The sequence below is a fragment of the Arenimonas caeni genome (assembly GCF_003024235.1).
Taxonomy (GTDB): domain Bacteria; phylum Pseudomonadota; class Gammaproteobacteria; order Xanthomonadales; family Xanthomonadaceae; genus Arenimonas; species Arenimonas caeni.
In genome coordinates this window covers 185,895-206,099 of record NZ_KZ679085.1, presented here as the reverse complement: position 1 = coordinate 206,099, position 20,205 = coordinate 185,895, and the positions used below count along the sequence as shown (strand labels likewise).

At 70.6% G+C, this 20,205-nt stretch carries 17 protein-coding genes and 4 tRNA genes; 18 read left to right on the top strand and 3 right to left on the bottom strand.

Annotation, left to right across the window (positions count from 1 at the left end; translation table 11 throughout):
• The first annotated feature begins 16 nt into the window (after nucleotides 1-16).
• The 9 genes from C6N40_RS03670 (at nucleotide 17) to C6N40_RS03630 (ending at nucleotide 6,575) form a co-directional block, all read left to right on the top strand.
• Nucleotides 17-478 (top strand): low molecular weight protein-tyrosine-phosphatase, encoded by a 462-nt coding sequence (locus C6N40_RS03670; RefSeq protein ID WP_205208538.1) that lies wholly within the window; start codon nucleotides 17-19, stop codon nucleotides 476-478.
• 27 nt (nucleotides 479-505) lie between these two features.
• Nucleotides 506-1,927, top strand: coding sequence for a redoxin domain-containing protein (locus tag C6N40_RS03665; RefSeq protein WP_106989640.1), 1,422 nt, complete (start codon nucleotides 506-508; stop codon nucleotides 1,925-1,927).
• Nucleotides 1,924-3,786 carry an excinuclease ABC subunit UvrC gene (gene uvrC, locus C6N40_RS03660; RefSeq protein WP_106989639.1) on the top strand — a complete coding sequence of 621 codons (1,863 nt, stop codon included), beginning with the start codon at nucleotides 1,924-1,926 and terminating at the stop codon, nucleotides 3,784-3,786. The genes C6N40_RS03665 and uvrC overlap by 4 nt, the downstream gene beginning before the upstream one ends.
• Entirely contained in the window at nucleotides 3,786-4,346 is a 561-nt protein-coding gene (pgsA, locus tag C6N40_RS03655) for a CDP-diacylglycerol--glycerol-3-phosphate 3-phosphatidyltransferase (protein WP_106989638.1), read from the top strand. The genes uvrC and pgsA overlap by 1 nt, the downstream gene beginning before the upstream one ends.
• A gap of 64 nt (nucleotides 4,347-4,410) precedes the next feature.
• Nucleotides 4,411-4,486, top strand: a tRNA-Gly gene (locus tag C6N40_RS03650).
• A gap of 80 nt (nucleotides 4,487-4,566) precedes the next feature.
• A tRNA-Cys gene (locus tag C6N40_RS03645) sits at nucleotides 4,567-4,640 on the top strand.
• 76 nt (nucleotides 4,641-4,716) lie between these two features.
• A tRNA-Leu gene (locus C6N40_RS03640) sits at nucleotides 4,717-4,803 on the top strand.
• A gap of 15 nt (nucleotides 4,804-4,818) precedes the next feature.
• Nucleotides 4,819-6,447: an FMN-binding glutamate synthase family protein gene (locus C6N40_RS03635; RefSeq protein ID WP_106989637.1), complete on the top strand. Its 1,629-nt coding sequence runs from the start codon at nucleotides 4,819-4,821 to the stop codon at nucleotides 6,445-6,447.
• A gap of 53 nt (nucleotides 6,448-6,500) precedes the next feature.
• Nucleotides 6,501-6,575, top strand: a tRNA-Val gene (locus C6N40_RS03630).
• A gap of 48 nt (nucleotides 6,576-6,623) precedes the next feature.
• On the opposite strand, the gene C6N40_RS03625 is transcribed toward C6N40_RS03630, so the two are convergent.
• Entirely contained in the window at nucleotides 6,624-9,119 is a 2,496-nt protein-coding gene (locus tag C6N40_RS03625; protein ID WP_205208537.1) for a cation-translocating P-type ATPase, read from the bottom strand.
• Nucleotides 9,103-9,960, bottom strand: coding sequence for a tetratricopeptide repeat protein (locus C6N40_RS03620; RefSeq protein ID WP_106989635.1), 858 nt, complete (start codon nucleotides 9,958-9,960; stop codon nucleotides 9,103-9,105). Before C6N40_RS03620 ends, C6N40_RS03625 begins: the two co-directional genes overlap by 17 nt.
• 139 nt (nucleotides 9,961-10,099) lie before the next feature.
• On the opposite strand from C6N40_RS03620, the gene C6N40_RS03615 reads away from it, so the two are divergent.
• The gene (locus tag C6N40_RS03615) at nucleotides 10,100-10,444 is read left to right on the top strand and encodes a hypothetical protein (RefSeq protein ID WP_106989634.1); all 345 of its coding nucleotides are present in this window, start codon (nucleotides 10,100-10,102) and stop codon (nucleotides 10,442-10,444) included.
• A gap of 63 nt (nucleotides 10,445-10,507) precedes the next feature.
• Here the strand turns inward: C6N40_RS03615 and C6N40_RS03610 are convergent, their stop codons facing one another.
• A complete protein-coding gene (locus C6N40_RS03610) occupies nucleotides 10,508-10,810 on the bottom strand; it encodes a DUF1244 domain-containing protein (protein WP_106989633.1) in 303 nt (100 codons plus the stop codon).
• Nucleotides 10,811-10,849: 39 nt separating this feature from the next.
• On the opposite strand from C6N40_RS03610, the gene folD reads away from it, so the two are divergent.
• The 8 genes from folD (at nucleotide 10,850) to C6N40_RS03570 (ending at nucleotide 20,133) form a co-directional block, all read left to right on the top strand.
• Complete coding sequence (gene folD, locus C6N40_RS03605) at nucleotides 10,850-11,725, top strand: bifunctional methylenetetrahydrofolate dehydrogenase/methenyltetrahydrofolate cyclohydrolase FolD (protein WP_106989632.1); 876 nt, start codon at nucleotides 10,850-10,852, stop codon at nucleotides 11,723-11,725.
• A 23-nt stretch (nucleotides 11,726-11,748) separates the two neighbouring features.
• Entirely contained in the window at nucleotides 11,749-12,633 is an 885-nt protein-coding gene (locus tag C6N40_RS03600) for a TRAP transporter TatT component family protein (protein ID WP_106989631.1), read from the top strand.
• A 10-nt stretch (nucleotides 12,634-12,643) separates the two neighbouring features.
• Nucleotides 12,644-13,630 carry a TRAP transporter substrate-binding protein DctP gene (gene dctP, locus C6N40_RS03595; RefSeq protein WP_106989630.1) on the top strand — a complete coding sequence of 329 codons (987 nt, stop codon included), beginning with the start codon at nucleotides 12,644-12,646 and terminating at the stop codon, nucleotides 13,628-13,630.
• Nucleotides 13,631-14,122, top strand: coding sequence for a TRAP transporter small permease (locus C6N40_RS03590; RefSeq protein WP_106989629.1), 492 nt, complete (start codon nucleotides 13,631-13,633; stop codon nucleotides 14,120-14,122).
• Complete coding sequence (locus C6N40_RS03585; RefSeq protein ID WP_106989628.1) at nucleotides 14,119-15,399, top strand: TRAP transporter large permease; 1,281 nt, start codon at nucleotides 14,119-14,121, stop codon at nucleotides 15,397-15,399. The genes C6N40_RS03590 and C6N40_RS03585 overlap by 4 nt, the downstream gene beginning before the upstream one ends.
• Nucleotides 15,400-15,493: 94 nt before the next feature.
• Nucleotides 15,494-16,951, top strand: coding sequence for an IMP dehydrogenase (guaB, locus tag C6N40_RS03580; RefSeq protein ID WP_106989627.1), 1,458 nt, complete (start codon nucleotides 15,494-15,496; stop codon nucleotides 16,949-16,951).
• Between the two features lie 8 nt (nucleotides 16,952-16,959).
• Nucleotides 16,960-18,528 carry a glutamine-hydrolyzing GMP synthase gene (gene guaA / locus C6N40_RS03575; protein ID WP_106989626.1) on the top strand — a complete coding sequence of 523 codons (1,569 nt, stop codon included), beginning with the start codon at nucleotides 16,960-16,962 and terminating at the stop codon, nucleotides 18,526-18,528.
• A 111-nt stretch (nucleotides 18,529-18,639) separates the two neighbouring features.
• A complete protein-coding gene (locus C6N40_RS03570; protein WP_001120888.1) occupies nucleotides 18,640-20,133 on the top strand; it encodes an IS91-like element ISCR2 family transposase in 1,494 nt (497 codons plus the stop codon).
• Nucleotides 20,134-20,205: the final 72 nt, after the last annotated feature.

Below are 20,205 nucleotides of genomic sequence, written 5' to 3'. Positions count from 1 at the left end.
AATACCGGTTAAATCATTGAATATATTGTTTGTTTGCATGGGAAACATCTGCCGCTCGCCGCTGCTGGAAGGGTGGGCGGCACACCGGCGCGCCGACTCCGCCGTGCCCTACCAGGTCGACTCCGCCGGCACCGGCGGCTGGCATGCCGGCCTGCCGCCGGATCCCCGCGCGATCGAAGTGGCGCGCCAGGCCGGCATCGACATCAGCGGCCAGCGCGCCCGGCAGGTCCAGTTCGCCGACTTCCAGCGCTTCGACCTGGTGCTCTGCGCCGACCGCGCCAACCTCGCCGAACTGCGCATGCTGGCGCCCGGTGCGGCGCGTGGCCGCATCGCGCTGGTGCTCGACTGGTGCGGGGTCAAGCGCAACGGCGAGCTGCCCGACCCCTACCATGGCGGCCCGCGCGATTTCGAACGGGTGTGCAGCCTGGCACGCGAGGCCGCCGACGGGCTGCTGCGGCGTCTGGCAACGCAGGCATAATCGAACCGGACCCCGCGGAACCGACGAATGAACAGCGCCCACGCCGCCGCCCCGGAACTGCAGGCGAACCTGCACTGGCTCAATGCCGACCCCCAGCGCATCGAGGCCCACCGCGGCCGCGTGCTGGCGCTGGTGTTCTGGAACGCCGCCTCGGCCTACTGCCACACCCTGCTCGAGGAACTGCAGCGGCTGCAGGCCCGCTATCCGGTCGGGCTGTCGATGCTGGGCATCCACCAGCCCAAGTTCGATGCCGAACTTGATGGCCGCGTGGTGCTCAAGGTCGCCAACCGCCTTGGCCTGTCGTTCCCGGTGGCCAACGACCCGGGCTGGACCACCTGGCAGCACTACGGCATCAATGCCTGGCCCTCGGTGGCGCTGGTGGACACCCGCGGCCGCCTGCGCGACGTGTTCACCGGCGACGACCAGGCCTCGCGCCTGGAAGCCTCCGTCCAGCGGCTGATCGACGAAGTCGGCGGCGCCGTGCAGCAGGCCGGCCCCGCGCGCCGCCTCGGCGCCGAACCGCGCCTGCCCCTGGCCTTTCCCTCCGGCCTGGCCGTGGGCGAGAACCACCTCTACGTGGCCGACACCGGCCACCACCGCATCCTCGAGTGCACGCATTCGGGGCGCGTGCTGCGCGAATTCGGCACCGGCCACGGCGACCTGGTCGACGGCGCGCCGGAGGATGCCGCCTTCCGCTCGCCGCGCGGCCTGTGCCTGGTGCGCGAATCGCTGTACGTGGCCGACACCGGCAACCACGCCCTGCGCCGGATCCGCCTGCTCGACGGCGTGGTCGAGACCCTGCTGGGCAACGGCCGCGCCGGTGCGCCGCGCGAAGGCGTCGGCCAGGCCGCCGAGCTGCCGCTGAACCAGCCCTGGGCCCTGGCCGGAACGCTCGAACGGCTCTACCTGGCGATGGCCGGCTCGAACCAGGTCTGGGAGTACGAACTGGGCCAGTCGCGCCTGAAGCTCTGCGCCGGTTCGGGCGAGCTGGGCATCGCCGACGGCCCGTCGCGCAGCGCCATGTTCGCCCAGCCCGCGGCCCTGGCCCTGGTGCAGCAGACGCTCTACGTGGCCGACGCCGCCAGTTCGGCCGTCCGCTCGATCCAACTCAGCCAGGGCCAGGTGCAGACCCTGGTGGGGCAGGGCCTGTACGAGTTCGGCGAGCAGGACGGGCAGCGGCGCGAGGCGCGCCTGCAGTACCCGCTGGCGATCGCCCTCGACCCCGCCAGCCCGGTGCTCTGGATCGCCGATGGCTACAACGGTTGCCTGCGCCGGCTGCGCCTGGGCGGTGGCGACGTCAGCACCCATCCGCTGCCGCAGGCGCTGGAGCAGCCCGCAGCCCTGGCCGCCGGTCCCGGCTCGCTGTGGATCGCCAACTCGGGCGCGCACGAAGTGCTGCGCTACGACCTGGGCAACGGCAAGCTCAGCCGCCTGCCGATCGGCGAATGACCGGCGGCGGCACCGACGGCCCGCCCTTCGACGGCAAGGCCTTCGTTCGCCAGCTGACGCCGGCGCCCGGCGTCTACCGCATGCTCGCCGCCGACGGCAGCGTGCTCTACGTCGGCAAGGCGGCGTCGCTGCGCAAGCGCGTGGCGAGCTACTTCCTCAAGGAACAGCCCTCGCGCCGCATTGCCCTGATGGTGGCGCAGATCGCCGGCATCGAGGTGACGGTGACGCGCACCGAGAGCGAGGCGCTGATCCTCGAGAACCAGCTGATCAAGTCGCTGCGGCCGCGCTACAACGTGCTGCTGCGCGACGACAAGAGCTACCCGCACATCCTGCTCACCGACGAAACCTGGCCGCGGCTGGCCTGGCACCGGGGCCCGCGCTCCGTGCCCGGGCGCTACTTCGGGCCCTACACCAGCTCGGCGGCGGTGCGCGAGACGCTGGACCTGATGGCCAAGCTGTTCAAGCTGCGCACCTGCGAGGACAGCGTCTTCCGCAACCGCAGCCGGCCCTGCCTGCAGCACCAGATCGGTCGCTGCAGCGCCCCCTGCGTCGGCCTGGTGGCCACCCGCGAGTACGACGCCACCGTGCGCCGCGCGGCCCTGTTCCTCGAGGGCCGCAGCGGCGAACTGGTGGACGAGCTGGGCAAGGCCATGGAGGCCGCCAGCGCGCGGCTGGAGTTCGAGCAGGCGGCGCAGTTGCGCGACCAGATCGCCGCCATCCGTCGCATCCAGGCCCGGCAGTACGTCGAGGGCGAGCAGGTCGAGATGGACGTGCTGGCCTGCGTGGTCCGGCAGGGCGCCGCCTGCGTGCTGCTGCTGTCGTTCCGCAACGGCTTCAACCAGGGCACCCGCAGCCACTTCCCGCGCACCAACGGCGCCGAAAGCCCCGAGGAAGTGCTTGGCGCCTTCGTGGCCCAGCACTACCTCGAGCAGCGGCCGCCGCGCGAGATCGTGCTCAGCCATGCCATCCCCGACCAGCAGCTGCTGCAGGACGTGTTCACGGCGCAGGCGGGGCGCAAGGTCGAGCTCAAGAGCGCGGTGCGCGGCGAGCGCGCGCGTTACCTGGAGCTGGCACAGCAGAATGCGGAGCTGGCCCTGGCCACGGAGCTCGCCTCCAGCGCCAGCCAGCGCGCCCGGCTCGCCTCGCTGCAGGAGCTGCTGGGCCTGGAGTCGGCGCCGGCGCGCATCGAGTGCTTCGACATCAGCCACACCATGGGCGAAGCCACCGTGGCCTCCTGCGTGGTCTTCGACGCCGAAGGGCCGGTGCGCGGCCAGTACCGGCGCTTCAACATCGCCGGCATCGAGCCGGGCGACGACTACGCGGCCATGCGCCAGGCGCTCGAGCGCCGCTTCCGGCGCGGCATGGACGAAGGCGTGCTGCCCGACCTGCTGCTGATCGACGGCGGCACCGGCCAGCTGGCGCAGGCGCGCGAAGTGCTGGCCGAGCTGGGCGTGACCGGCGTGGCGATGGTGGGCGTGGCCAAGGGCGAGGCCCGCCGTGCCGGCCACGAGGCCCTGGTGCTGCCCGACGGACGCGAGCTGCGCCCCGGCGCCGCCTCGCCCGGCCTGCAGCTGGTGCAGCAGGTGCGCGACGAGGCGCACCGCTTCGCCCTCACCGGCCACCGCGGCAAGCGCCAGAAGGCGCGTGAAACCAGCCGGCTCGAGGACATCCCGGGCATCGGCCCGCGCCGGCGCGCCGCCCTGCTCAAGCATTTCGGCGGCCTGGCCGGCCTGCGCGACGCCGGTGCCGAGGAAATCGCCCGGGTCGAGGGCGTCAGCAGCGCCCTGGCGCAGCGGATCCATGCCGCGCTGCACGGACTTGGGCCACAATCCCCTGGTAGCGAACCCCCGGACGCCTGATGACCCTGACCATCCCGACCCTGCTGACCCTTTTCCGGATCGTGCTGATCCCGGTGATGGTCGCCGTGTTCTACCTGCCTTACGGCTGGACCAACATCGCGGCCGCCGGCATCTTCATCCTCGGTGCCGTCACCGACTGGGCCGACGGCTGGATCGCCCGGCGCTACGGCATGTACTCGGCCTTCGGCGCCTTCCTCGACCCGGTGGCCGACAAGCTGACGGTGGCCTTCGCGCTGCTGCTGGTGGTCGAGCGCCACGACACGCCGGTGATGGCGATGCTGGCGGCGGTCATCATCGGCCGCGAAATCACCATTTCGGCGCTGCGCGAGTGGATGGCACAGATGGGCGCGCACGGCCTGGTGAAGGTCGCGGCGCTGGGCAAGCTCAAGACCATCGTGCAGATGGTGGCCATCAGCTGCCTGCTGTTCGAGGAAGATCTGCTGGGCCTGCCGGTGTTCCGCCTCGGCGAATGGCTGCTGGCCGTGGCCGCGGCGCTGACGCTCTGGTCGGGCTGGGACTACCTGCGCGCGGCCTGGCCGACGATGCGTCGGAAGGGCTGATGCAGATTTGGTGCGCGAAGGGTATTGACAGGTCGCCGGCGCATCCCCAAAATATGCGTCTCTTGCGGGAATAGCTCAGTTGGTAGAGCACGACCTTGCCAAGGTCGGGGTCGCGAGTTCGAGTCTCGTTTCCCGCTCCAGTTTTCGACAAAACCCCGTTCACCGGGGTTTTGTTTTTTCCGGGTCCCTCGCGCTAAGCTTGGCCTCGCGAACGCTTCCCGGCCGGGTGGCAGAGTGGTTATGCAGCGGACTGCAAATCCGCGTACGCCGGTTCAATTCCGACCTCGGCCTCCAGTTCGAAAGCCCCGCCCAACGGCGGGGCTTTTTGTTTGTGGCCAGCGCCCGGCGCTTTGCGGCACCATGGCCTGATGCCCGGGTGGCGAAACTGGTAGACGCATGGGACTTAAAATCCTCCGGCCGCAAGGCCATGCGGGTTCGACTCCCGCCCCGGGCACCAGCTGAGGAGCCCTGCATGCTGCCGTCCCGTTACTGGCCTTTCGCCACCTGCCTGCTGCTCACCGTCGCGGCGGGCGCCGCCGTCCCGTTCACGCCGCTCGCCTGGTGGGGGCTGGGGGTGTTCGGCGCGCTCTCCCTGGTAGGGATCTGGGACCTGGCCCAGCGCCGGCAGGCGCTGCGCCGCAACTACCCGCTGAGCTCGCATTTCCGCTACGGGCTCGAGTCGATCGGCCCCGAGATCCGCCAGTACTTCATCGAGCCCGACACGCTCGAGACCCCGTTCTCGCGCCAGCAGCGCGCCATCGTCTACCAGCGCGCCAAGGACGTTCTCGACAAGCGCCCCTTCGGCACCCAGCGCGATGTGTACGGCGACGACTACGAGTGGATCAACCACTCGCTGCAGCCGGCGAAGATCGAATCGCACGATTTCCGCATCGCCGTGGGCGAGGGGCGGGCCCAGCCCTACGCCGCCAGCGTGTTCAACATCTCGGCGATGAGCTTCGGCTCGCTCTCGGCCAACGCGGTGCGGGCGCTAAATGCCGGCGCGAAGCGCGGCGGCTTCTACCACGACACCGGCGAGGGCTCGATCTCGCGCTACCACCGCGAGAACGGCGGCGACCTGGTCTGGGAGATCGGTTCGGGCTATTTCGGCTGCCGCGACGGCGAGGGCAACTTCGACCGCGAGGCCTTCCGCCGCAACGCCGGCGACCCGCAGGTGAAGATGATCGAGCTCAAGCTCAGCCAGGGCGCCAAGCCGGGGCAGGGCGGCATCCTGCCGGCGGCCAAGGTCAGCCCGGAGATCGCCGAGGCGCGCGGCGTGCCGGTCGGCGTGGAGTGCCATTCGCCGGCGGCGCACGGCGCGTTCTCCACGCCGATCGGGCTGCTGGCGTTCATCGACGAACTGCGCACGCTCTCGGGTGGCAAGCCCACCGGCTTCAAGCTGGCCGTCGGCCACCCCTGGGAATGGTTCGCCATCGCCAAGGCCATGCGCGAAACCGGCATCACCCCCGACTTCATCGTCGTCGACGGCGCCGAGGGCGGCACCGGCGCGGCGCCGCTGGAGTTCACTGACCACGTCGGCGCGCCGATGCGCGAGGCGCTGATGCTGGTGCACAACACGCTGGTCGGGCTCGACCTGCGCTCGCGGGTGAAGGTGGCCGCCGCCGGCAAGATCGTCACCGCCTTCGACATCGCCCGGGCCATGGCCCTGGGCGCCGACTGGTGCAACGCCGCCCGCGGCTTCATGTTCGCGCTCGGCTGCATCCAGTCGCAGAGCTGCCACACCGACCGCTGCCCGACCGGCATCGCCACCCAGGACCGCAGCCGCCAGGCCGCGCTCGACCCGGCCGACAAGGCCACGCGGGTGTACAACTTCCACCGCAACACGGTGGTGGCGCTCAAGGAGCTGCTGGCGGCGGCGGGGCTCACGCACCCGAGCCAGCTGGGCCCGGAACACATCGTGCGGCGCGTGTCGTCCACCGAGGTGCGCTCGCTGGCCACGCTGCACCGGTTCGTGCCGCAGGGGCGCCTGCTCGAGGGCGTGCCCGACCACGCCGTGTTCCAGGTCTTCTGGGACAAGGCCCGCCCCGACAGTTTCGGCGCCCCGCCCGAGGCGGCGGCCATGATGGCCAGCAAGCTGCGCTGAGCCGGCGCAGCCTTGACCACTTCCGGGCCGCCGCGTAAGATTCGCGGCTCTTCGGGCGGTTAGCTCAGCGGTAGAGCACTGCTTTCACACGGCAGGGGTCACAGGTTCAAATCCTGTACCGCCCACCAGACCCCGAGAAAGGCCCGGCCATGCCGGGCCTTTCTTTTTGCCCCGGCTCAGGCCGGGGAACGGTCCTGGCGCCCCAGCAGGCGCTGCACCCGGGGCAGCGGCTTGGCCAGTTCCAGCACCAGGCCCGCGGCGGCGCTCAGGGCCACGGCCAGCGCGCCGTCGCGCGGCGAGGGCAGGGCGAAGTCGAACAGATCCCGCAGCGCCGGTAGGCCCAGGCAGGCCGCCAGCACGGCGGCGGCCCCCAGCGAGATCAGCACGTAGGCGCGGCCGGTGCCCTGGGTCCAGGCGCCGCGCCGGTGCGAGAGGCTGGCCACCAGCGCCAGGTTGCCGCCGGTGATCGCCAGCAGCGACAGGCTGCGCGCCTCGGCCACCGCCATGCCGCTGTCGAGGCCGCGCAGGTAGAGCCACAGGCAGGCCGCCAGCAGCACGCCACCGACCAGTACGCCGAGCAGCAGCTGGCCGGGACCCACCAGTCCCTCGTCCAGCGGCCGCGGCGGCTGCTGCATGAGGTCGGGTTCGGCAGGCTGGCTTTCGAAGGCGATCGAACACATCGGGTCGATCACCATCTCGATGAGCACCACGTGCGCCGGCAGCAGCAGCGGCGGCAGGCCCAGCAGCAGGGGCACTATGGCCAGGCCGGCGATCGGCACGTGGATGGCGACGATGTAGAGCATCACCTTGCGCAGGTTGTCGAAGATGCGCCGGCCCTGGCGCACGGCGGCCACGATCAGGCCGAAATCCTCCTGCACCAGCACCAGCGGCGCCGCCTCGCGCGCCACGTCGGTGCCGCGCTGGCCCATCGCGATGCCGATGTGCGCTGACTTGAGCGCGGGCGCGTCGTTGACCCCGTCGCCGGTCATCGCCACCACTTCGCCGCGCGCCTTGAGCGTCTCGACCAGGCGCAGCTTCTGTTCCGGGCGCATGCGCGCGAACACCGAGGTCCGCCCCGCCGTCGCGGCCAGCGCGGCATCGTCGAGCTCGGTGAGGTCCTGGCCCAGCATCACTTCCCCGGGCGCTTCCAGCCCGGCTTGGGCGGCGATGGCGCGGGCGGTGGGGGCGAAGTCGCCGGTCATCATCACCACGCGGATGCCGGCGCTCCTGGCCTCGGCGACGGCGGCCGGCACGGACTCGCGCAGCGGGTCCTCGAAGCCGACCAGGCCGAGCCAGCGCAGGGGCAACGCCCGCTGGTCCCCGGGAAGCGCACCATCGATCCGCGCCTCGGCCACGCCGAGCACGCGCAGCCCGTTCGCCGCCGCGTCGGCGGCACGCGCGTGCACGGCGTCCAGGGCCTCGCCGGACAGTCCGCACAGCGCCGCCACCACTTCGGGGGCACCCTTGGTGGCCACCCGCAGTCCGCCGCCGGGCAGGGCATGCGCCACGCTCATCGCCGGCAGCTCCGGCGAAAGCGGCAGATGGCCGGCCTCGGCCTGCGCCAGCGCGCCCGGCGCCAGCGACTGCAGGGCGCGGTCCATCGGGTCCATCGAGTGGGCGCGGCTGGCGAGGATGGCGGCTTCCAGCACCGGCTGCAGGGCCGGCAGCAGGGTGGTGGCGGCGTCGAAACGGGCCGGCATGCGGCCGTCGTCGAGCCAGGCCACGCGCATGCGGTTCTCGGTGAGCGTGCCGGTCTTGTCCACGCACAGCACCGTCGCGGCGCCCAGGGTTTCCACCACGGCGGCGCGCCGCACCAGCACGCCCACCCGCGCCATGCGCCAGGCGCCCAGGGCCAGGAACACCGCCAGCGCCAGCGGGAACTCTTCGGGCAGCATCGCCATCGCCACGGCGATCGCCGACAGCAGGCCCTGCACCCATTCGCCGCGGATCGCCCCATGCACCAGCAGCAGCAACAGGCTCACGCACAGGGCCAGCACGCCGAACAGGCGCACCAGGCGGGCGGTATTGCGCTGCAGGCGCGTGGACTCGATGTCGATGCCGGCCAGGGCCTGCCCGATCTGGCCGCTGCGGGTGGCGATGCCGGTGCGGGTGACCTCGGCCAGGCCGGTGCCGCCGACCACCAGGGTGCCCGCGAAAGCCTCGCCGGCTTCGTCGCCGGCGCCAGCCTGCTTGTCGACCGGCACGCTTTCGCCGGTGAGCAGGGATTCGTCCACCGCCAGCGAACGCGCCGAGAGCAGGCGTCCGTCGGCCGGTACGCGTGCGCCTTCCTCGAGCACCAGCAGGTCGCCGGGCACCACGCCGGCGGCCGGGATGCGCCGCGCCTGGCCTTCGCGCAGCACCACGGCGAGCGGCGCGCCCAGCGCCCGCAGCGCCTCGAGCGCGCGCTCGCTGCGCCGTTCCTGCACCACCACCAGGCCGATGGTGATGAAGGCGAAGCTGGCCAGCAGCGCGCCCTCGGCCGGTTCGCCCAGCACCAGGTAGGCACCGGCGGCGAGCGCCAGCAGCAGGAACATGGGCTCGGTCATCACCTGCGCGGCGATGCGGCCCAGGCCGCGTCGCGGCGGTGCCGGCAGTTCGTTCGGGCCCGATTCCGCCAGGCGGCGCGCCGCCTCGGCCTCGCTCAGGCCGCGCAGTTCACTCGATCTGGGCACGGGCGAATTCGGCGTCCAGGGCTTCCATGGCGTCGCGCGGCTTGAGCCTGGCGGCCTTCTCGAACGCGGCGGCGGCATCGTCCTCGCGCTTGTCGCCATGCAGCAGCAGGAGCAGGTTGGCGTGTTCGGCGTGGGCGATCGGCGAGGCGGGCGTGAGCTTGAGCGCCGTGGCGATGTGCTTGTCGGCTTCGGCGGCCTTGGCGCCGTAGGTCAGGCCGCCGATCATGGCACCGACCTTGTCGATGATCTCGGCGTGGTACAGGCCCAGCGCCGTGTGCGCCTCGGCGTGCCTGGGCGCCAGTTCCAGGGCCTGCTCGAGCGCCTTGCGCACCTTGGTGGCCAGGCCCATCTTGAGCGCCTTGGCGATCGAGATGCCCTGGCTGTAGCGCCCCATCGCGTGGGCGAAACGGTAGTGGCTGTTGGCCTCGCCGGGCAGGGCGGCGATGGCCGCCTCGGCCAGCTTGCCGGCCTGTTCGTAGCGCTTGAGCTGCTCGTCCTCGTCGTCCACGAGGTAGGAGGCGTGGATCGCCAGCGCCTTGCAGGCCACCGACGCGCCCACCGGGCCCAGGGCCTGGCCGGCCTCGAAGGCCTGCTGGAAATCGCCGCGATGGAAATCGCGCCAGGCGTCCTGCAGGGCTTCGGCCAGGGCGGCGGCATCCAGGCCCTTGGGCGCGGCCTTGCCGGCGGCCTTGATCAGCGCCGCGGCGCGCTTGTCGTCGGGGAAGGGCTCGGCATCGCCGGCATGCAGCGCGGCCCAGGCCTTGGCGAGCTTGTCGCCGGGGTAGTCGAAGGCCTTGGCGGAATGCGGAAACTTGGCCCAGGCGGACTTCTTCGCGGCCATCGTCAGGCTCCTTGGGGGACCCGGGCAGCATCGCCCGGCCACGCGCGGCCCGCAAGCCGTGAGTAGTGTGAAAACTCTGGCCGCGCCGCCGAGACTGCAAGGCGAAAAGGGCCGTCCGGCCCCGCCAGAGAGGCCTGCCATGACCCGCAAGTCCACCCCTCGTCGTCGCACCGCCACCGCCACCCCGGTCACCCCGCGCACCGTGCTGCTCGCCGGCCTCGGTGCCTTCGCGCTGACCCGCCGCGAGGCGGTTCGCCGCATCCGCTCCGCCGCCGATCGCGCCGCCGCCCTGCGTGGCCGCGCCGACACGGTGGCCAACGAGGCCGGCCGCCAGGTCGCCCGCCTGCGCGAGCAGGCCGAGGCCATCGCCGAGCGCGCCCAGGCCGAGTTCGAGTCCCGCTTCATCCAGGCCAGGCCGGCCGCCCGCAAGCCGCGCCGCGCCGCCCGGCCGGCCACCGGCCGGGCCGTCCGCAAGCGCGCCTGATCCGTCTCTCTCCTTCCCGTCAGTTGGGAATTGCACGCCCCGGCCCCTCGGCCGGGGCGTTTTTTATGGCCCGTGGCGGCGCCGGCTGGCTTCGAAGGCGGCCAACTGCTCCGGCGTCGCCTCGCGCTGGTGGCGGGCCTTCCAGTCGGCGAAAGGCATGCCGTAGACGTGTTCGCGGGCCTGGTCGCGGTCCATGGCGAGGCCGGCCTCCGAGGCGGCTTGCTGCAGCCAGTCGGCCAGGCAGTTGCGGCAAAAACCCGCGAGGACCATCAGGTCGATGTTCTGCACGTCGCTGCGCTCGCGCAGGTGGGCGAGCAGGCGGCGGAAGGCGGCGGCCTCGAGGGCGTTGGTGTCGGTTGCAGGCATTGGTGGCGGGGCAGGTTGGGCTTCGGGGATAATCGTGCCATGAGCGCGCGCATCCTCGACGGCAAGGGCATTGCCGACACCCTCCTCGACGACCTGGCCCAACGGGTCAAGGCGCGGCTGGCCGCCGGCAAGGCGGCCCCGGGCCTGGCGGTGGTGCTGGTCGGCGACGACCCGGCGTCGGCCGTGTACGTGCGCAACAAGCGCCGCGCCGCCAGGAAGGTCGGCATCCGCGCGATCGACTTCGACCTGCCGGCCGATACGCCGGACGAGGAACTGCACGCGCTGATCGACCGGCTCAACGCCGACCCGGCCATCCACGGCATCCTCGTGCAGCTGCCGCTGCCCGGCGGCCGCGACGGCAGCCAGCTGATCCACCGCATCGAGCCGCGCAAGGACGTCGACGGCTTCCACCCGGAAAACGTCGGCCACCTGGCGCTGCGCCAGTTCGGCCTGCGCCCCTGCACGCCGCGCGGCATCACCACGCTGCTGGCCTATACCGATCGGCCTGTGCGCGGCCAGAGCGCCACCATCGTCGGCGTCAGCAACCACGTCGGCCGGCCGATGGCGCTGGAGTTGCTGATCGCCGGCTGCACCACCACCTGCTGCCACAAGTTCACCCCGCGCGAAACGCTCGAGCGCCACGTGCGCGAGGCCGACATCCTGGTCGTCGCCGTCGGCCGGCCGGGCATCGTGCCGGGCGAGTGGGTCAAGCCCGGTGCCGTGGTGATCGACGTGGGCATCAACCGGCTCGAGGACGGGCGCCTGGTGGGCGACGTCGGCTTCGAGGCGGCGGCGCAGCGGGCTTCGTGGATCACGCCGGTGCCCGGCGGGGTGGGGCCGATGACGGTGGCCACGCTGATGCAGAACACGCTCGAGGCCGCCGAGGCCCTGGACGCGGCACCGGCATCACGCTGAGCCGGCACACGGGAGCACGCGCCATGCCGAACCGAACCGCCAACGCTCCACGCCTCCTCGCCGCTCTGCTGGTGGCCTGCCTGCTGGCCGGCTGCGCGGCGGTGATCGGCCGCGCCGGCGACCGCTTCGCCGACCAGCTCGGCGCCGCCGTCTACGACAGCAACGACCCGGCCACGGTGCGCGACGGCCTGCCGGCCTACCTGCTGCTGGTCGATGCGATGGTCCAGGGCCAGTCGCCGGGCAAGGCCCGCAATGCGCCGCTGCTGTTCGCCGCCGCCGGCCTCAACGGCGCCTATGCCGGCAGCTTCACCGAAGGCGACGCCGAACGCGCCCGCCGGCTGGCCGACAAGGCCATGGACTACGCGCGGCGCGGCACCTGCCTGCAGGACGCCGCGCTGTGCGCCGCGATCGACGGCCCGGTCGAGCCCTTCCAGGCCGCCGTGGCGCGGGCGCCGGCGGCGCAGGTCGATGGCCTGTACGCGCTCGGCTCGGCCTGGGCCACCCGCATCCAGGCCAACAGCGAGGACTGGGGCGCCATCGCCGACCTGCCCAAGGTGCAGGCCCTGCTCGAGCGCGTGGTCGCCATCGACCCGGCGCACGACCGCGGCATGGCCCGGGTCTACCTCGGCGTGCTCGATTCGCTGCGGCCCGAATCGGTCGGCGGCCAGCCCGAACGCGGGCGCGCCCACTTCGAGGCGGCCATCGCCCTGAGCGGCGGCCGCAACCTGTACGCCAAGACCCTGATGGCCGAAAGCTACGCCCGCCTGGTGTTCGACCAGGCGCTGCACGACCGCCTGCTCGCCGAGGTGCTGGACGCCGACCCGCGCGAACCGGGCTTTACCTTGATGAACGTGCTGGCCCAGGATCGCGCCAAGGCGCTCGTGGAAAGCGGCCGCGACTACTTCTGACGGAGAACCCATGCCCCGCCTGCTGACCCTGCTGCTCCTCGCCCTGCTGGCCCTGCCGGCCGGCGCGCAGACGATCAAGATCGCCACCCTGGCCCCGGACGGTTCGGCCTGGATGCGCGAGCTGCGTGCCGCCGCCGCCGAGGTCAGGCAGGGCACCGAGGGCCGGGTCGACGTGAAGTTCTACCCGGGCGGCGTGATGGGCAACGACGCGGTGGTGCTGCGCAAGATGCGCCTGGGCCAGCTGCAGGGCGGCGTGCTCACGGCCAGCGAGCTGTCGCAGGTCTATCCGGACGCGCCGCTCTACAGCCTGCCGTTCCTGTTCGATTCCTGGGACGAAGTGGCGCGCGCCCGCGCCGTCGCCGACCCGATGCTGGCCAAAGGCTTCGAGGAGCGCGGCCTGCGCATGCTCGGCGTCTCGGGCGTCGGCTTCGCCTACCTGATGGGCGCCAAGCCGCTGCACAGCCGCGCCGACATCGCCGGCATCAAGCTCTGGGTGCCGCACAACGACACCATCGCCATCCGCACCTTCGAGGCCGCCGGGGTCAGCGCGATCCCGCTGCCGATCGGCGACGTGTTCACCAGCCTGCAGACCGGCATGGTCGACACCGTCGCCAACACGCCCAGCGGCGCGGTCGCCCTGCAGTGGCACGGCCGGATGCGGCACATGGTGGACCTGCCGCTGACCTTCGTGGTCGGCTACCTGGTGCTCGACGAAAAAGCCTGGAAGAAGCTTTCGGCGGCCGACCAGGCCGTGCTGGCCCGCGCCTTCGATGCCGCCGCCCGGCGCATGGACGCCAACGTGCAGCGCGACAACGAGGCGGCGCTCGAGGCGATGAAGAAGCAGGGGCTCTCGGTGGGCTCGCTCGAGCCGGAAGAAGCCGCGCGCTGGCGCGCCGCCGGCGAGCAGGTGATCTCGCGCATGGCCGCCAGCGGCGAGATTTCGCCGGCGCTGCTGGCCGCGGTGCGCGAGGCGCTGGCGGCGCCGAAGGCCGACTGAGTGGCGGCCGCGCGCCGCTGGCTGCAGCGCCTGCACCGCGCCGAGGACGGGCTGCTGGCGGCCCTGTTGGGCGGGCTGCTGCTGCTTTCGCTGGCCCAGATCGGCCTGCGGATGTTCTTCGACACCGGCCTGGCCTGGGCCGAGCCGCTCTCGCGCGCCGGCGTGCTCTGGCTGGCCCTGCTCGGCGCCCTGGGCGCCACCCGCGGCCAGCGCCACATCGCCATCGACGCGCTGCCGCGGGTGCTGCCGCCGCCGGCGCGGCGCGTGGCCTGGTTCATCGCCCAGCTGGCCGCCGCGGCCTGCTGCGGCTACCTCGCCTGGCTCGGCGTCGGCCTGGTGGCGCTCGAGCGCGAGGCACCGGTGCCCTTCGTCGCCGGCGTCCCGAGCTGGGTGCCGATGCTGGCGCTGCCGGCCGGTTTCGGGCTGATGGCCCTGCGCTTCGTGCTCTCGGCCCTGGCCGATCCGTCCGAGCCCGGGGAGGGCGGGGCATGAGCCTGGGCACCGGCCTGGCGATCGTGCTGCTGCTGGCGGCCCTGGGCATGCCGCTGTTCGCGGTGATCCTGGCCGTGGCACTGCTGGGCTTCCACCTGGCCGGCTACGACCTGGTCGTGGTGGCCGTCGAGTTCTACCGGCTGGGCGACATGCCGGGCCTGATCGCCATCCCCCTGTTCACCCTGGCCGGCTACCTGCTGGGCGAGGGCGGGGCGCCGCGGCGGCTGGTGCGCCTGTCGAACGCGCTGCTGGGCTGGATGCCGGGCGGGCTGGCGATCGTCGCCATCGTCGCCTGCGCGCTGTTCACCGCTTTCACCGGTGCCTCCGGCGTGACCATCGTGGCCCTGGGCGCGCTGCTCTATCCGGCGCTGCGCGAGGCCGGCTACAGCGAGCGCTACAGCCTCGGCCTGGTCACCTCGGCCGGCAGCCTGGGCCTGCTGTTCGCGCCCTCGCTGCCGCTGATCGTCTATGGCTTCGTGGCCGGGCAGGTGGGCGGGCCGACCCCGGTGACCATCCCGGACCTGTTCCTGGCCGGCCTGCTTCCGGGGCTGCTGATGGTCGGGCTGCTGTCGCTGCATGCGATGTGGGCCGGCAAGGGCATTGCCCGGGCCCGGCACCGCTTCGACCCGCGCGAACTCCGGGCCTCGCTGGCCGAGTGTGCCTGGGAGCTGCCCTTGCCCCTGATCGTGCTGGGCGCGATCTATTCCGGGGCGCTGGCGGCGAGCGAGGCCGCGGCTGTGACGGCACTTTATGTTCTTCTTGTAACCGTCTGGATCAAAAAGGAAATACCCCTCGGGAAGCTGCCCGGGGTGATGGCCGAATCCATGCGCCTGGTGGGTGCGATCCTGATGATCCTGGGCGCGGCGCTGGCGCTGTCGAACTGGCTGGTCGACCAGGAAGTGCCGACCCGGCTGTTCGAAACGCTGCGCGAGCACGTCGACAGCCCTTGGGTGTTCCTGCTCTGGCTCAACCTGTTCCTGCTGGCCGTGGGCATGCTGCTGGACATCTTCTCGGCCATCGTCATCCTCACGCCGCTGCTGATGCCGGTGGCGGCGGCCTTCGGCATCCACCCGGTGCATCTGGGCATCGTGATGCTGGCCAACCTGCAGCTGGGCTATTTCACCCCGCCGGTGGGCATGAACCTGTTCATCGCCGCCTACCGCTTCGGCAAGCCCATCGGCACCCTGGTGCGGGCCTGCCTGCCGTTCTTCCTCGTGCTGGGCCTGGCCGTGGCCCTGCTGACCTGGTGGCCGGCCCTGAGCCTGGCCCTGCTCTGACCGGGCGAGGGCCTGCAGGCCCGAAAAGAAAGTCGGGCCTGTAGGCCCTCCCACAAGATATAATGCCGCGCTTCCCATCCCCCGGAGCCGCTCCATGCTGCGCATCCAGGCAGAAGCACTGACGTTCGACGACGTCTCCCTCGTCCCCGCCCACTCCGCGGTCCTGCCCAAGGACGTCAGCCTCGCCACGCAGCTCACGCGCGGCATCCGGCTCAACCTGCCGATCGTCTCGGCCGCCATGGACACCGTCACCGAAGCCCGCCTGGCCATCGCCATGGCCCAGCTCGGCGGCATCGGCATCATCCACAAGAACATGTCGCTGCAGCAGCAGGCCGCGCACGTGCAGCAGGTGAAGAACTTCGAGGCCGGCGTCATCCGCGAGCCCTTCACCGTGACGCCGCAGACCACCATTGGCGAGGTGATCAAGCTCACCCGCGCCCGCAACATCTCCGGCGTGCCGGTGGTGGACGGCGGGCAGCTGGTGGGCATCGTGACCAGCCGCGACATGCGCTTCGAGAAGAAGCTCGACGACCCGGTGAAGAACATCATGACCCGCAAGGAAAAGCTGGTCACGGTGCGCGAGGGCGCCAGCGACGACGAGGTGCTGGGCCTGATGCACAAGCACCGCATCGAGAAGGTGCTGGTGGTCGACGACGGCTTCGCGCTCAAGGGCCTGATCACCGTCAAGGACATCCAGAAGGCGCGCGACAACCCCAATGCCGCCAAGGACGTCGACGAGCAGCTGCTGGTCGGCGCCGCGGTCGGCGTGGGCGGCGACACCGAGGCGCGCATCGAGGCGCTGGTGGCCGCCGGCGTGGACGTGGTGGTGGTCGACACCGCCCATGGCCACAGCCAGGGCGTGCTCGACCGCGTGGCCTGGGTGAAGAAGGCCTATCCGAAGCTGCAGGTCATCGGCGGCAACATCGTCACCGGCGACGCGGCCCTGGCCCTGATGGACGCCGGCGCCGATGCCGTCAAGGTGGGCGTGGGCCCCGGCTCGATCTGCACCACCCGTATCGTCGCCGGCGTGGGCGTGCCGCAGATCACCGCCGTGGGCATGGTGGCCGAGGCGCTCAAGGGCCGCATCCCGCTGATCGCCGACGGCGGCATCCGCTATTCGGGCGACATCGCCAAGGCCCTGGTGGCCGGCGCCAGCTGCATCATGATCGGCGGCCTGTTCGCGGGCACCGAGGAAAGCCCGGGCGAGACCGAGCTCTTCCAGGGCCGCAGCTACAAGAGCTACCGCGGCATGGGTTCGCTGGGCGCGATGGAGATGGGCAGCAAGGACCGCTACTTCCAGGACGCGTCCGACGCCGACAAGCTCGTGCCCGAGGGCATCGAGGGCCGCGTGCCCTACCGCGGCCCGGTGCGCAACATCGTGCACCAGCTCGCCGGCGGCCTGCGCTCGTCGATGGGCTACGTGGGCTGCGCCACCATCGAGGAGATGCGCACGCGGCCCAAGTTCGTGCGCGTCACCAATGCCGGCACCCGCGAGGCGCACGTGCACGACGTGCAGATCACCAAGGAACCCCCGAACTACAGGATGGGCTGAGCCACGCCATGACCGATATCCACGGCGACAAGATCCTCATCCTCGATTTCGGCGCGCAGTACACGCAGCTGATCGCCCGCCGCATCCGCGAGCTGGGCGTCTACTGCGAGATCTGGGCCTGGGACCACGACCCGGCCGAGATCGCCGCCTGGGGCGCGAAGGGCATCATCCTCTCGGGTGGCCCGGAGTCGACCACCGAAGAAGGCTCGCCGCGCGCCCCGCAGGACGTGTTCGAGGCCGGCGTGCCGATCCTGGGCATCTGCTACGGCATGCAGACCCTGGCGATGCAGCATGGCGGCAAGGTCGAGGCCGGCCACCACCGCGAGTTCGGCTATGCCGAGGTCGAGGTCACGGCGACCAGCAGCCTGCTCGACGGCCTCAAGGACCACGCCGGCAGCCCGCCGCGCCTGGACGTGTGGATGAGCCACGGCGACCGCGTCACCCAGGTGCCGCCGGGCTTCGAGGTGGTCGCGCGCACCGGCTCGGTGCCGATCATCGCCATGGCCGACGAGGCGCGGCGCTGGTACGGCGTGCAGTTCCACCCCGAGGTGACCCACACCCGGTCCGGCGAGCAGATGCTGCGCAAGTTCGCGGTGGACATCTGCGGCTGCGAGACCCTGTGGACCGCCGCCAACATCATCGACGACCAGGTCCGGCGCGTGCGCGAGCAGGTCGGCGACGACGAGGTGCTGCTGGGCCTGTCCGGCGGCGTCGATTCGTCGGTGGTGGCCGCGCTGCTGCACCGGGCCATCGGCGAGAAGCTCACCTGCGTGTTCGTCGACACCGGCCTGCTGCGTTGGCAGGAAGGCGACCAGGTGATGGCGATGTTCGCCGAGCACATGGGCGTGAAGGTCATCCGCGTCAACGCCGCCGACCGCTACTTCGCCGCCCTGGCCGGGGTCTCCGAGCCCGAGGCCAAGCGCAAGATCATCGGCCGTCTGTTCGTCGAGATCTTCGAGGAAGAGTCGGCCAAGCTGCGCAACGTGAAGTGGCTGGCGCAGGGCACGATCTACCCGGACGTGATCGAATCGGCCGGCTCGAAGACCGGCAAGGCCCACGTCATCAAGAGCCACCACAACGTCGGCGGCCTGCCCGAGCACATGAAGCTGGGCCTGGTCGAGCCGCTGCGCGAGCTGTTCAAGGACGAGGTGCGGCGCATCGGCGTCGAGCTCGGCCTGCCGCGCGAGATGGTCTACCGGCACCCGTTCCCGGGCCCGGGCCTGGGCGTGCGCATCCTGGGCGAGGTCAGGCGCGAGTTCGCCGACATCCTGGCCCGCGCGGACGCCATCTTCATCGAGGAACTGCGCAAGGCCGGCTGGTACGACAAGACCTCGCAGGCCTTCGCGGTGTTCCTGCCGGTCAAGTCGGTCGGCGTGGTCGGCGACGCCCGCGCCTACGAGTGGGTCATCGCGCTGCGCGCGGTGGAGACCGTGGACTTCATGACGGCCCATTGGGCGCATCTGCCCTACGACTTCCTCGACACGGTTTCGCGCCGCATAATCAATGAGATACGGGATATTTCTCGTGTCGTTTATGACATCAGCGGCAAGCCGCCCGCGACCATCGAGTGGGAGTGACGGGCACTGGCTGGCAATGTCTAGCAACGGCAGGCATTTCGGCTGAGGGTAAAAGAACTTTCCGCTAAGCGATAGACTGTATGTAAACACAGTATTGCAAGGACGCGGAACATGCCTCATGTGGCGGCCAGGACGGCCAGCCGGGATCGGGATACTGGTCGTTACCAGAGCCACCGACCCGAGCAAACCCTTCTCTATCAGATCGTTGACGAGTATTACCCGGCATTCGCTGCGCTTATGGCAGAGCAGGGAAAGGAATTGCCGGGCTATGTGCAACGGGAATTTGAAGAATTTCTCCAATGCGGGCGGCTGGAGCATGGCTTTCTACGGGTTCGCTGCGAGTCTTGCCACGCCGAGCACCTGGTCGCTTTCAGCTGTAAGCGTCGCGGTTTCTGCCCGAGCTGTGGGGCGCGGCGGATGGCCGAAAGTGCCGCCTTGCTGGTTGATGAAGTACTGCCTGAACAACCCATGCGTCAGTGGGTGTTGAGCTTCCCGTTTCAGCTGCGTTTCCTGTTTGCCAGCCGGCCCGAGATCATGGGGTGGGTGCTGGGCATCGTTTACCGCGTCATTGCCACGCACCTGGTCAAGAAAGCGGGCCATACCCACCAAGTGGCCAAGACGGGCGCGGTCACCCTGATCCAGCGTTTTGGATCGGCGCTCAATCTGAATGTTCACTTCCACATGCTGTTTCTCGACGGTGTGTATGTCGAGCAATCCCACGGCTCAGCGCGTTTCCGCTGGGTCAAGGCGCCGACCAGCCCAGAGCTCACCCAGCTGACGCACACCATCGCCCACCGGGTGGGTCGCTATCTGGAACGGCAAGGCCTGCTGGAACGGGATGTCGAAAACAGCTATCTGGCCTCGGATGCGGTGGATGACGACCCGATGACACCCCTGCTGGGGCACTCGATCACTTACCGTATCGCTGTCGGTTCACAGGCGGGGCGAAAGGTGTTCACTTTGCAAACTCTGCCGACCAGTGGTGATCCGTTCGGTGACGGGATTGGCAAGGTAGCCGGGTCCAGCCTGCACGCCGGCGTGGCGGCCAGGGCCGATGAACGCAAGAAGCTCGAACGGCTGTGCCGGTACATCAGCCGCCCGGCGGTATCCGAGAAGCGGCTGTCGTTAACACGAGGCGGCAACGTGCGCTACCAGCTCAAGACGCCGTACCGGGACGGCACCACGCACGTCATTTTCGAACCATTGGATTTCATTGCAAGGCTGGCCGCCCTGGTACCGAAGCCCAGAGTCAACCTAACCCGCTTCCACGGGGTGTTCGCACCCAACAGTCGGCACCGGGCGTTGGTCACGCCGGCAAAACGGGGCAGGGGCAACAAGGTCAGGGTGGCTGATGAACCGGCAACACCAGCACAACGGCGAGCGTCGATGACATGGGCGCAACGGCTCAAGCGTGTTTTCAATATCGACATCGAGACCTGCAGCGGCTGCGGCGGCGCCATGAAAGTCATCGCCTGCATTGAAGACCCTATAGTGATCAAGCAGATCCTTGATCACCTGAAGCACAAAGCCGAAACCAGCGGGACCAGGGCGTTACCCGAAAGCCGGGCGCCACCGGCTGAGCTGCTCCTGGGTCTGTTTGACTGACGAGCCTGAAGGCCAACGATACCAATCAAAATGCTGCGTTCACAGCGCCGCGGCAGGGATCCGCCGTGCTGG

Coding starts and splice junctions, on each gene's coding strand:
- C6N40_RS03610 (WP_106989633.1), bottom strand. CDS start 10,810: ATGCCTGCAACCGACACCAACGCCCTCGAGGCCGCCGCCTTCCGCCGC.
- pgsA (WP_106989638.1), top strand. CDS start 3,786: ATGACCCTGACCATCCCGACCCTGCTGACCCTTTTCCGGATCGTGCTG.
- guaB (WP_106989627.1), top strand. CDS start 15,494: ATGCTGCGCATCCAGGCAGAAGCACTGACGTTCGACGACGTCTCCCTC.
- C6N40_RS03615 (WP_106989634.1), top strand. CDS start 10,100: ATGACCCGCAAGTCCACCCCTCGTCGTCGCACCGCCACCGCCACCCCG.
- C6N40_RS03570 (WP_001120888.1), top strand. CDS start 18,640: ATGCCTCATGTGGCGGCCAGGACGGCCAGCCGGGATCGGGATACTGGT.
- dctP (WP_106989630.1), top strand. CDS start 12,644: ATGCCCCGCCTGCTGACCCTGCTGCTCCTCGCCCTGCTGGCCCTGCCG.
- uvrC (WP_106989639.1), top strand. CDS start 1,924: ATGACCGGCGGCGGCACCGACGGCCCGCCCTTCGACGGCAAGGCCTTC.
- C6N40_RS03620 (WP_106989635.1), bottom strand. CDS start 9,960: ATGGCCGCGAAGAAGTCCGCCTGGGCCAAGTTTCCGCATTCCGCCAAG.
- C6N40_RS03635 (WP_106989637.1), top strand. CDS start 4,819: ATGCTGCCGTCCCGTTACTGGCCTTTCGCCACCTGCCTGCTGCTCACC.
- folD (WP_106989632.1), top strand. CDS start 10,850: ATGAGCGCGCGCATCCTCGACGGCAAGGGCATTGCCGACACCCTCCTC.
- C6N40_RS03665 (WP_106989640.1), top strand. CDS start 506: ATGAACAGCGCCCACGCCGCCGCCCCGGAACTGCAGGCGAACCTGCAC.
- C6N40_RS03585 (WP_106989628.1), top strand. CDS start 14,119: ATGAGCCTGGGCACCGGCCTGGCGATCGTGCTGCTGCTGGCGGCCCTG.
- guaA (WP_106989626.1), top strand. CDS start 16,960: ATGACCGATATCCACGGCGACAAGATCCTCATCCTCGATTTCGGCGCG.
- C6N40_RS03600 (WP_106989631.1), top strand. CDS start 11,749: ATGCCGAACCGAACCGCCAACGCTCCACGCCTCCTCGCCGCTCTGCTG.